8 protein-coding genes are annotated in these 12316 nt (G+C 56.0%); 1 reads left to right on the top strand and 7 read right to left on the bottom strand.

Annotated features, from left to right (window positions below):
• Positions 1-5: 5 nt before the first annotated feature.
• The 6 genes from ACVDG4_RS21305 to ACVDG4_RS21330 form a co-directional block, all read right to left on the bottom strand.
• Positions 6-881, bottom strand: coding sequence for an RNA polymerase factor sigma-32 (locus ACVDG4_RS21305; protein WP_447236587.1), 876 nt, complete (start codon positions 879-881; stop codon positions 6-8).
• A gap of 263 nt (positions 882-1144) precedes the next feature.
• Positions 1145-1741 carry a CarD family transcriptional regulator gene (locus tag ACVDG4_RS21310; protein WP_447236588.1) on the bottom strand — a complete coding sequence of 199 codons (597 nt, stop codon included), beginning with the start codon at positions 1739-1741 and terminating at the stop codon, positions 1145-1147.
• A 454-nt stretch (positions 1742-2195) separates the two neighbouring features.
• Positions 2196-2528 carry a ferredoxin FdxA gene (fdxA, locus tag ACVDG4_RS21315; protein ID WP_008192880.1) on the bottom strand — a complete coding sequence of 111 codons (333 nt, stop codon included), beginning with the start codon at positions 2526-2528 and terminating at the stop codon, positions 2196-2198.
• Positions 2529-2755: 227 nt separating this feature from the next.
• Positions 2756-3127: an Hsp15 family ribosome-associated heat shock protein gene (gene hslR / locus ACVDG4_RS21320; protein WP_447236745.1), complete on the bottom strand. Its 372-nt coding sequence runs from the start codon at positions 3125-3127 to the stop codon at positions 2756-2758.
• A 47-nt stretch (positions 3128-3174) separates the two neighbouring features.
• Entirely contained in the window at positions 3175-6231 is a 3057-nt protein-coding gene (locus ACVDG4_RS21325) for a helicase-related protein (protein ID WP_447236746.1), read from the bottom strand.
• 288 nt (positions 6232-6519) lie between these two features.
• Positions 6520-7200 carry a hypothetical protein gene (locus ACVDG4_RS21330; RefSeq protein ID WP_447236589.1) on the bottom strand — a complete coding sequence of 227 codons (681 nt, stop codon included), beginning with the start codon at positions 7198-7200 and terminating at the stop codon, positions 6520-6522.
• 862 nt (positions 7201-8062) lie between these two features.
• On the opposite strand from ACVDG4_RS21330, the gene pyc reads away from it, so the two are divergent.
• A complete protein-coding gene (gene pyc, locus ACVDG4_RS21335; RefSeq protein ID WP_447236590.1) occupies positions 8063-11503 on the top strand; it encodes a pyruvate carboxylase in 3441 nt (1146 codons plus the stop codon).
• 54 nt (positions 11504-11557) lie between these two features.
• Here the strand turns inward: pyc and ACVDG4_RS21340 are convergent, their stop codons facing one another.
• Positions 11558-12313 (bottom strand): glutamine amidotransferase, encoded by a 756-nt coding sequence (locus ACVDG4_RS21340; protein ID WP_447236591.1) that lies wholly within the window; start codon positions 12311-12313, stop codon positions 11558-11560.
• Positions 12314-12316: the final 3 nt, after the last annotated feature.

Raw genomic sequence — 12316 nt, forward strand, 5'->3', positions numbered from 1 at the left:
TTATCTTACATCGAAATGGCGTAAACCGACTTGTCCGGTTGGTTTGCTAGCAGTGCAGACTTCAGCTTCTGAAGTGCACGGCTTTCGATCTGGCGCACGCGCTCCTTGGAAATGCCGAGTTTCTTGCCGAGCGATTCAAGTGTCGCACCGTCTTCAGACAAGCGCCGTTCGCGGACAATCTTGAGTTCCCGCTCGCTTAACACGTCAAGCGCAGATGCGAGCCATGTTTTGCGCCGCTCTGCGTCGATGTTTTCTGTGACGATCTCATCCGGTTGCGGTGCATCAGAAACGAGGAAATCCTGTCGGTCGGCGCTGGACCCTTCTGTATCTGTTACAGGTGCGTTCAGAGACGTGTCGGGTCCGGACAAACGCGCATTCATGACAGCGACATCAGACTGCTTCACGCCAATGGCGTCTGCGATCTTTTGATGCAGCTCGCTGTCTGTCAGCGGTGTCTGATTGTTGGACAGCTTTGCGCGCAAGCGGCGAAGGTTGAAGAACAACGCCTTTTGAGAAGAGGAAGTGCCGCCCCGGACGATAGACCAGTTTCGAAGAATATAGTCTTGGATTGAGGCTCGGATCCACCACGTGGCGTATGTCGAAAAGCGAACCTCACGTTCCGGTTCAAACCTCGCTGCGGCCTCTAGCAGCCCTACGTGACCTTCCTGGATCAGGTCACCGAGGTTCAGGCCGAAGTTCTTGAACCGCGAGGCAACGGCAATGACCAAGCGCATATGGGACAGAGAAAGTTTCTCCAGAGCCTTTTCGTCTTTGTTGTCCCGCCACTGAATGGCGAGCTCCAGCTCTTCCTCGCGGGTCAAATACGGCGCTTTCATCGCCGCTTTCACCAAATGCCTTCTTTCACTCATAGACGTGGACATATGTAGCACTCCAGGCGTGACGTTAGTGATACTACGGACCCAAAGTCAGAATAGATCACTTCGAAAACGCACGGACGCACGAATACGCACAATGTCGTGACAGAAAGGTAGAGATTTGCTGCCGCCTAGATCAGCGGGCGTGAAAGCGTTTCGTCATAACGCCCGCTGATCTTGAAGAGGGTTGTTCGCCGTTGGTTATAAGAAAAAAGGCCCGGATTTCTCCGGGCCTCTTCGCAAATGAAGGATCAGCGATCAGCAGCCTTTCAGGCGGCCTCTTCAGTGTCGTCGCCATCTTCGCCATCTTCTGCCGCAGCAGCTGCGGCGGCTGCTTTAATGCGGCTTGGTGACTTCGCGAGGTTTTGCTCGATTTCCTTGATTGCTTCGGTTTCCGAGCATTTGTTCACTGCGGCAATTTCGCGCGCCATACGGTCCAGGGCAGCTTCGTAAAGCTGGCGTTCGGAGTAGGACTGCTCCGGCTGGCTCTCCGAGCGGAAAAGGTCCCGGACGACTTCCGAAATTGCAATCAGATCGCCGGAGTTGATTTTCGCTTCGTATTCCTGGGCACGGCGGCTCCACATTGTCCGCTTGATGCGCGGACGTCCCTGGACTGTTTCGAGTGCCTTCTTGACAGCAGCCGGGTCGCCGAGCTTCCGCATTCCCACAGATGCGATTTTCGCGACTGGGACGCGAAGTGTCATCTTATCCTGTTCAAAAACGATGACGAGCAACTCCAAAGAGTGACCTGCTACGTTTTGTTCTTCAATGGCGGTAATCTGGCCTACGCCGTGAGCCGGGTAAACAATGTACTCGCCAGTTTTGAAACCTTGACGCTGCGCGGTCTTTTTGGTGTTTGTTGCCATACTCGTAGTTTCTCCTGCGCAGTTAGCGGTCTATTGCAGACCAGAAATGGACCGCTGAAACGGTCCTTGTTTGTGCGGCACGCAATCGCTTTGACGTCCAAATCTTGGAACGCCTGTTGATATGCGGCGTGTCGGGCTGGTCAGTCGTCGAATTCCACTCTAGAACCTTGCTTGGATACATAAGCTGTCGGGATCACTCGCGGCCCGGAAGATCAAGATCACGGGACACGTAAGCACGACTCCGTTTTTGGGGTTATTCTCGTGGTTGGCGACTATTGAAACAATGTAACATACTCTTGTGGAAAATTAAAGAGGAACTCTTTCGCGGGCGCGAAACAGCATTAAGGCCCGAGCGAAGGTTCCGCTCAGGCAGCTGTAATCAATAGTGTTTTGAGCTTATCTCAGGTTGCGGATATCGAGATTTACGAATTTATCGCAACTTCAGATATGCAAATCATGCCGGCGGATTTGGAGAAAAGTACTTCTCCAGTTTGTTCTCCTGCCCATCAAATTTATCTGCATCGGGCATTGGATCTTTCTTTTCCGTAATGTTCGGCCATTTTTCCGAATATTCGGCGTTGATTTCGATCCACTTCTCGAGACCTGGTTCCGTATCCGGAAGAATTGCTTCAGCCGGGCATTCCGGCTCGCAAACACCGCAGTCGATGCATTCGTCCGGGTTGATGACGAGGAAATTTTCGCCTTCATAGAAACAATCAACTGGACACACCTCAACGCAGTCGGTGTATTTGCACTTGATACAGTTGTCTGTGACGACGTAGGTCATCGCAATCCTCTTTAGTCAGAGCATCGGGTACAAAAGTTGTAACCGGATGCAGTCATCTGGCGTCGGTTTGATGCGCAGGCTCTGACCTCTGCTGCCTTTATTATTGCAGTTGGGTATCGCTTTTGGCAGGCGGGTGCAAGCGTTCAACAGGTCGCATCGCAGCTCTGTTTGAGAAAGCTATTTCGTTTTTTTCAAGATTCATAAAACGGATCAGGCTCATAGAGCTTTTAGGGTTCATCCTCTTGCCTGAAAGCATCCATTTTGCGGCGGTCACGTTTTGTTGGCCGCCCGCTGCCAGGCTCCCTCTGGCCAGGGGGGGGAGGTGGCGCTTCGGCCTTTGGCGGCGGTGGCGGAGACAGGTCTTCGTAGAGTTTTTTTGCTTCTTCGTAAGGTCCGCGCCGGGAGCCAAGTGCAACCACTTTCAAAACAAGAATGCGACGTTCCAAGGCAATGGTTAAAACGTCGCCGGTCTTGATGGTCTTGCTGGCGGAGGAAATCTTGTCCTTGTTGATCCGGACATGTCCGCCTGCAGCGAGTTTCTGCGCAAGGGAACGGGATTTTGTGACCCTGGCGTACCAGAGCCACTTGTCGACACGCAGGCTGCCCTGATTTGAGGCGGCAGCCGACTTTTGATCGTCGCCCGGAATTACTTCTTGTCCTTGTCGCCCATGTTCTCCTTCAGCGCCATCAAGGCTGCAAAAGGCGAGTTCGGGTCGATCGGCTTGTCTTTCGGTGCTTTGTCGCGGCGGTTGCCCCCATCAAAGGGCTTCTGACCTGCGCGCCCCTTGTTCGGACCACTTTTGCCAGGTTTGCCGTGGCGACGTTCACCAGGAGCGCCTTTGGGACCTTGCTGCTTGCGATTGTCACCGCCCCGGCGTTGGTCCTGACGGCCGCGCGGGCGGCGGTCGTGACGGCCTGGGCGCCAGATTTCGATGGTAACAGTTTCCATTTCCGGTTCGCTGGCCGGTGTTGGTTCTGCCGTCTGGGCATCCTCGGTTTCTGGAGTTGGTGCCTCTGCGGACGTTTCAGCGCCGGCAGTCGCAGGCGCTTCTTCGGCAGCTTGTTCTACTGCAGAAGTGTCAGAGGCTTCAGCTGTTTCCGTTGCGGCAGCTTCGGTCTCAGCACTTTCGGCAGGCACCTCTTCCTCAGTCGCAGGTGTGTCAGCAACTGCAGCGGGTTCGGCTGTGTTTGGCGTCAGTTCTGTCGCCTCGGTTTTTGGTGCTGCCGGACGCTGCACTTCCTTGGTCTCAAGACGGTAGCCGAGGGACTTCAGAACAGCGGAAAAATCTTCGCCGGCACAGCCCAGCAAAGACGTCATCGCAACCGTCACGGTAAAGCCGCCACCGGTTTCGATTGCCCCTTCCGGCGGAGCGACTTCGCTGTCGAGCGGTTTCCAGGCAATCAGCGGCCGGATGAGATCGGCAAGGCGCTCCAGGATGTCAACGCGTACGGCTCGCGGGCCGCACACGCGGAACCCGACGACCTTGTAGAGCGCCGGCTGGATCTCCGGGTTGACCGGAATGGAAGTCCGGCCTGAAGCGGACAACTGCGGCAGCTCTTCCATGCCGTTCATGTCCAACTCGCCGTGCTTCAGGGCCCAAAGCTGGGCAAGCAACTGGCTTGGAGCCGGTTTCAAAAGTGCCGGGACAAAAATCGTGTAAGCGCCGAAGCGGACACCGTGTTTGCGCAAGGACGCGCGCATGTCCTGGTCCAGCTGACGGATTTCGTCAGACGCGTCCTGACGCTCCAGGATGCCGAGGCCTTCGACAATCCGGAACGCAATACCGCGCGCCAAGCCCTCAAGCCCTTCACCTGACTTCAGGTCCATTAGCGGTTTCAAAAGAGTATCGACCTGGGCCTTTACCCAAAGATCCAGGCGGTTTTGCACGGTGTCGCGCGCCGGGCCTGTCAGGTGCTCGTCGGCCAAGAGCAGAGCTGCCGGGGCCAGAACATCGTCGGTCGGGGACAATTTGGCCACCGGTTCACCGCGCCAGCGGATGACGCCATCCGATGTCAGGACAAAATCACTGTTCTCTGATTTGCCAAGCTTTTCTGCACGGGATTCGATTTCCGTGGTCAGGGCTTTTTGTGCGGCAGCACGGACCGTTTTTCCGTCCGGGCCTTCGGCCGCCGCATCAGGGGCAAACCGGAAGCCAAGCAGATTTCCGATGTGCTGACCTTCGACGAGCACATCCCCACTCGATGTAATTTCCGCTTCCAGCATTGCGTTCTCTCTCAAACGTCGCATCAATACACTTGTCCGCCGATCCACGAACCGCTGTGTCAGCCGGTCGTGAAGGGCGTCAGATAGTTTGTCTTCTATGCCGCGGGTCACGTCCTGCCAATGGGCCGGATCGGCCAGCCAGTCAGGGCGGTTCGCGACATACGTCCAGGTCCGGATGTGAGCGATCCGGTTCGCGAGTGTGTCGATATCACCATCTACACGGTCTGCGAAGGCCAATTGACGGGAGAACCAGTCATCTTCAATCGCATTGTGGCGCATCAGGTGGTTGTAAATGGTTGCCAGAAGGTCCCCATGATTGGCCGGGGCGATCTTCCGGTAATCGGGGACCTGACACACATCCCATAGCAGTTCTACTGATTTTGCGCCCTTTGCCATGTCAGAAATTGCGCTGTCGCGCAATAAATGTTCAAGCGCCGTGATGTCGTCGCCTGTGGGGGCGCGGGCCAAACCCTCTTCCCGAGGCGGCAAGTCAAGGCTGCGGCGCAATGCATTGGTGGATGAAAAATCCAAAGCACTGTTGCGCCATTGCAGCACTTTCAGGCTGTCAAAATGATGGCTTTCGATCTGTTCGATCAAATCATCGTCCAGCGGATCGACGCGGCCGGTGACCCCGAAGGTGCCGTCTTTAGTGTGGCGGCCGGCCCGTCCGGCGATCTGACCCATTTCCGAAGGCGTCAGCTGGCGATACTGATACCCGTCGTATTTCCGGTTGCCGGCAAAGGCGATGTGATGGACATCCAGATTGAGGCCCATGCCGATTGCGTCGGTGGCTACCAGATGATCGACATCGCCGTTCTGGAACAGGTCGACCTGCGCATTCCGGGTTCTTGGGCTCAGCGAGCCAAGGACCACCGCCGCCCCGCCCCGCTGGCGGCGCAACAGTTCGGCGATCGAGTAAACCTCATCGGATGAAAACGCGACGATGGCCGACCTTGCCGGAAGGCGGGAGACTTTTTTCGATCCGGCATAGGAGAGGATCGACATGCGCGGACGGGTGACGACATTCAGGCCCGGGATCAGCTTTTCAAGAAGCGGGCGGGCGGTCGCAGACCCCAAAAGGAGTGTTTCGGAGCGGCCGCGCAGGTTCAGGATCCTGTCCGTGAAGACGTGGCCGCGGTCGAGATTGCCGGCCAACTGCACTTCGTCGATGGCGATAAACTCGGTGTTCAGATCGAGTGGCATTGCCTCAACCGTGGACACCCAGAACCGCGGCTGTTTCGGAATGATCTTCTCTTCACCGGTGATCAACGCAACGGTGTCGGTCCCGGCGCGTTCGGCAATCCGTCCATAAACCTCCCTGGCCAAAAGCCGCAACGGCAGACCAATCAAGCCCGACGGCTGCGCCAGCATGCGCTCGATCGCAAGGTGCGTCTTGCCGGTGTTGGTTGGCCCGAGCACGGCTGTGACCGTGCGGGAGCGGGCGCTCGGCGGTAATTGCAGGGTTTGGGGGCGTGACATAGAGGTGATGTGGTCAGAAATCTCAGTGTTTGGCGCGCCGCTCCGGCGGGCTGCTCTCCCAAGGCACATGCCCTGAACTCGGATGCGCGTGTCTAGCATAGGCCTTGCGGCTCTGTCCTGCCCTTTTTCGCCTTGGTTTTGTTTTCACGCGGCTGGTGCATTGATTGTTTTGGACACATAGACCGCTACGAGCGAAGCATCAAAAAAGGTCGTATTTCTTTAGAATAACAGGCGACTATCTAAAAACTGCGAATAAGCAGTCACATGAAAAAGCATGGAAGCCATAAGTCACTGGTTCGCATATGGACGCCCGGGTTCTTCATCTTGTTTGTCTGTTGGTTGTTTTTCATGTGTCTCTGGGGGGCTTTCTCTAAAGGGAAGCGTCTCTTGTGTGGCGTCATCCCGTTGAAGCATGCGGCCATCGCGATAAAAGGTGTAGTTTCTTGGGTTTCGAGTAATCCAATTCATCATCAACTGATTGCAGAAGTACTCGTAATCAGTATCGCGCACGAGGAAAGTAACATTGAAAAATTCACAGTCTCGAAAATCGCAATCAATTAACTGGATAACGTTTGAAGGCCAGACAGTGTTGTCTATGTAGACCGCTTCACAAGCTATACCTTTCGGTCCTGCAAGATGTGTAGATGCGACCAGCAGTACATTTACTGGCCCAACAATCTGACACTGTACAAAGGTCTTCCCGTTGACGTTATTCGTTAGGGGCCTAGTCATCTCATTGAGATTGATCCGTTTGTTCGTAAAAACTACGTCCAGCGGATTTATAGAGCTAGTATTGGTCCGCGCAATGACTAGTCGTTCGTTCGCTTTCTCAACACTCCTGCGTGTATTCCACAAGCGAATACGAGCAATAGCAAGCATGATTATTAACGTAGAAAAAATACCGACTCCGCCTGTCACTGCCAATCCAAACTGATCTGCCCAGCGACTAATTGAGGTCCAATAGCTCATAGCAACGCCGCCCACTAAACCCCAAATCACTGTCCAGTTGCTGAAGACGGACCATGCTCTCTCGATGACCCACCAAACAAGCGACACGCCAGGTTCAATTCGGAATATTCTGCGAAGCCAATTCATTAAATCACCTCAGGTGTATTGTTGAACGACGCAATTATAGCAGGTGCCGGAGAGTTGAGCCCTGTGCAGTCTCGTTCAGGTTAGAAAGTTGTGGAGAACGACTCTGGAACAAACCGAAACCGAATCGCGGACTCTTGGGGATTCAGGATTTGTTCCCTACGAAATGTGGATTTGAATCCATCTTTTAGTACGAAATGCTGAGTCTGGTCAGGGATTTGCGCCAAATCACCCTGAGGCGGAAGTTCAGGGCAAAAAACCTGTCAATCTCCAAATCAAAAAAAGATTCGTTTTTCGGGCATGCTGCGCCTTTCGCCATTAACCATGGACACATGCAGAACGAATCGCTGACGAATCGGTGGTTTGATCATGTTTTTGATTTGTTCCTACCTGATCTGGTAGGTTGTCTTCTCGAAAGACCAATTGGGCGCCTAAGAAATCTCCCGGGTGTTTACGATTTTCCGCTTCGGTGACGGGAGAGTGTTTCAGATTGGGGCGCGGTTTGGCGTTCGCGCTGGGAAGTGAGACGGGCCGCCAGCAGAAAAATCTCCCATAAGTGCTCATCCCCTGGCGTAGAATTTGTGCCCATTTTTCCAAGGTTTATCGCCGTCAGAGCAAAAATATTTCACTTTCTGGAAAAAGGACAAGCATGCTGCCCCTTTTCAATTGGCTTCGACGTAAGTAGAAATCTTGCCGAAATGTGCCTTGCATGTTGCGGATTATTAGGGGGAGTGGGCGTTTGGCGATAAGAAAAATTCTCGTTGCGAACCGGTCTGAAATTGCAATCCGGGTTTTCCGGGCTGCCAACGAACTCGGTCTGAAGACCGTTGCGATCTATGCCGAGCAAGACAAACTGGCTCTGCATCGGTTCAAGGCTGATGAGGCGTATCAGGTCGGCAAGGGGCTTGGCCCGATCGAGGCCTATCTGTCCATCGACGAGATTATTCGTGTTGCCAAACATTCCGGCGCTGACGCCATTCACCCGGGATATGGCCTGTTGTCGGAAAGCCCGGAATTCGTGGATGCCTGCGAAACGGCCGGGATCACCTTTATCGGGCCAAAATCCGAGACGATGCGCCGTCTGGGTAACAAGGTGGCCGCCCGCAACCTGGCAATCGAGGCTGGTGTGCCGGTCATGCCGGCAACGGACCCGCTTCCTGATGATCTGAATGAGATCAAGAAGCAGGCGCTGGAGATCGGCTACCCGGTGATGCTGAAGGCGTCCTGGGGCGGCGGTGGCCGTGGCATGCGCGTCATTCCGGATGAAGCGACCCTTGAAAAGGAAGTGCTTGCCGCCAAGCGGGAAGCCAAGGCCGCCTTCGGTAAGGACGAGATTTATCTGGAGAAACTGGTTCAACGGGCGCGCCACGTCGAAGTCCAGATCCTTGGGGACGGTGAAACCGTTGTTCATCTCTTCGAGCGGGATTGCTCGATCCAGCGGCGCCACCAAAAGGTGGTCGAGCGGGCCCCGGCGCCTTATCTCGATGATGCCAAGCGCACAGAGCTTTGCGAATACGGTCTTAAAATTGGCCGGGCGGTGAACTATCGCGGCGCGGGCACTGTCGAGTTCTTGATGGATGCAGACACGGGCGCGATCTATTTCATCGAGGTCAACCCTCGGGTCCAGGTCGAGCACACGGTGACCGAAGAAGTCACGGGCATCGATATCGTCCAGGCACAGATCCACATCGCAGATGGAGAAAAAATCGGAACGCCGGAAAGCGGTGTGCCGGCGCAGGAGAACATTCGCCTCAACGGTCATGCGCTGCAATGCCGGATCACCACGGAAGATCCGGAGCAGAACTTCATTCCGGATTATGGCCGCATCACCGCGTATCGCGGCGCGACCGGCTTCGGTATTCGCCTCGATGGCGGGACCGCCTATTCAGGGGCGGTGATCACCCGGTTCTATGATCCGCTTCTTGAAAAAGTGACGGCCTGGGCGCCGACGGCCGAAGATGCGCGCAAACGGATGGACCGCGCCTTGCGGGAGTTCCGGATCCGCGGGGTTGCGACCAATCTGGTTTTTTTGGAAAACATCATTGATCATGCCGATTTCCGCGCCCAGACCTATACCACCCGCTTCATCGACGACACGCCTGCGCTGTTTGAACAGACAAAACGCCAGGATCGGGCAACCAAGCTGCTCACCTATATCGCCGATGTTTCCGTGAACGGGCATCCGGAAACCAAAGACCGGGTCCGTCCGCCGAAGGATGCTGCTGCGCCGGTCGTGCCGGATTTTGGCGACGAAAAACCGAAAGGAACGCGCCAGCTTCTGGATGAGCTCGGTCCGAAAGGTTTCGCCGACTGGATGAAGGCGGAAAAACGGGCGCTTCTCACCGATACCACGATGCGTGACGGCCACCAGTCTTTGCTGGCGACCCGCATGCGCTCCCACGACATTGTCAACATCGCAGATGCTTATGCGACCGGTCTGCCGACGCTCTTTTCCCTGGAATGCTGGGGCGGTGCGACGTTCGACGTGTCCATGCGATTCTTGACGGAAAGCCCCTGGGAGCGGCTGCATCAGATCCGCGAACGGGCGCCGAACATCCTGCTTCAGATGCTGTTGCGGGGTTCAAACGGGGTTGGTTACACCAATTATCCGGACAATGTGGTCAAGTTTTTCGTCCATCAGGCGGCCGAAAACGGCGTGGATCTTTTCCGCGTCTTTGACTGCTTGAACTGGGTTGAGAACATGCGCGTTTCCATGGATGCGGTCCAGGAAACCGGCAAACTCTGTGAGGGAGTGCTTTGCTACACCGGCGATATGCTGGACAGTGCGCGTCCGAAATATGATTTGAAATACTACGTCAATCTGGCGAAGGAACTGGAAGCTGCCGGTGCCCATATCCTTGGCATCAAGGACATGGCAGGGTTGTTGAAGCCGCAGGCGGCCAAGATCCTGGTGAAAGCGCTGAAAGAAGAGGTCGGCCTGCCGATCCACTTCCACACCCATGACACCTCCGGCATTGCGGCCTCCACCATTTTGGCCGCCGTTGAAGCCGGGGTCGATGCGGTTGATGCGGCCATGGATGCCTTGTCCGGTCTGACGTCGCAGCCTTGCTTGGGATCTATTGTGGAGGCGCTGCGGGGCACGGACCGGGATACGGGCCTTGATGCGGCGACCATCCGCCAGATCTCCTTCTATTGGGAAGCCGTTCGCGCGCAATACCGGGCCTTTGAGAGTGACCTGCGCTCTGGCGCTTCAGAGGTTTACTTGCACGAAATGCCAGGCGGCCAGTTCACTAACTTGAAGGAACAGGCACGGTCCCTCGGCCTCGAAACCCGTTGGCACGAAGTTGCGCAAGCGTACGCCGATGCCAACCAGATGTTTGGCGACATCGTCAAAGTGACGCCATCCTCCAAGGTGGTCGGCGACATGGCGTTGATGATGGTGAGCCAGGGTCTCAGCGTTGCCGATGTCGAAGACCCGGCTAAGGACGTTGCCTTCCCGGACAGTGTCGTGAAGATGCTGCATGGTGACCTCGGCCAGTCTCCGGGCGGATGGCCGAAGGCAATTCAGGAAAAAGCGCTGAAAGGGGAAAAGCCGATCACCGTTCGCCCGGGGTCTCTGCTGGAAGAGGCGGACCTTGAAGCTGAACGGGCTGCCGCGGCGGCTGCAACGGGTCATGACATCGATGATACGGAGCTGGCATCCTATCTGATGTATCCGAAGGTCTTCACCGACTTCGACAAGGCGCAGCAGCAATATGGACCGACCTCCGTGCTGCCGACACCGGTCTATTTCTACGGTCTTGAATCTGGCGACGAGATCTTTGTTGACCTGGAACCCGGAAAGACACTTGTGGTCCGTTGTCAGGCGATCGGTGAAACCGATGAGAAGGGCGAGAAGAAAGTCTTCTTCGAGCTCAACGGTCAGCCGCGCAACGTCAAGGTTCCGGACCGGGCACATGGCGCTGTCGGGGCTGCCGCCATGCGGAAGGCCGAAGACGGCAATGCGGCCCATGTTGGGGCACCAATGCCGGGCGTCATCTCCACCGTCGCGATTGCTGCTGGTCAGGAGGTCAAGGCCGGCGATGTGCTCGTCTCGATCGAAGCCATGAAGATGGAAACAGCCCTTCACGCCGAGCGCGATGGCAAGGTCTCCGAAGTGCTCGTCACACCGGGTGCGCAGATCGATGCCAAGGACCTCTTGGTGGTGTTCGAGGCATAAATAAAGGGCCGCGTAAGCGGCCCTTTTACTCCTCTAAGTGATGCACAGAGCGGCTTACTCGGCTGCTTTCAAGCGGTTGTGCTGAACAGGCGCTTCAGCGGTGCCGATCCAAAGGTCCAGAAACCGGTCCAGCCAAGCGCGGACCGCGCTGTCGTAGACAAAACGTCCGGCAAAATGATCGCGGCGTTGCTGCGCCCCGGGAAGTTCCATCCGCGGAGCGCCCTTTGTGGTCCATTTCACCATCATTTGGTGGGTGAGTTCCGGGTGGAACTGAATCCCGTATGCCGCCGGCCCAACGCGAATGGCCTGGTTGGGATAAGTTGGGCTGGTTGCCAGAAGATCCGCGCCCGACGGCAGATCAAACCCTTCCCGGTGCCACTGGTACACTTTCTTGGGCCATTCCATCATGTCTTTGCCCGCATCGGTCGGTTTCAGCGGGTAATAGCCAATTTCGACCAGCTCATCCCTGTGGCCGGAAACAGTGCCGCCAAGCTGCTTCACCATCATCTGCGCACCAAGGCAAATGCCGAGAAACGGCGCTTCTTCCTGAAGCGGAACCTTGATCCAGTCGATTTCCTTGTGAACGAACCCGTCCGGGTCGTTGGCGCTCATCGGTCCGCCAAAGATAACGGCGCCGGCATGGTCGCGCATGGTATCCGGGAGGCTGTCACCGAAGCGGGGTTTACGAATGTCGAGTGCAAAACCGCGTTTCACCAGCTCGTGCCCCACCCGTCCGGGCGAGGAATGTTCCTGGTGCAGGACAATCAGCACTTTGGGGCGATACGTTCCGTGGTTCGAAGAAAAATCCATAGA

It is taken from the genome of Roseibium sp. MB-4 (assembly GCF_053005265.1).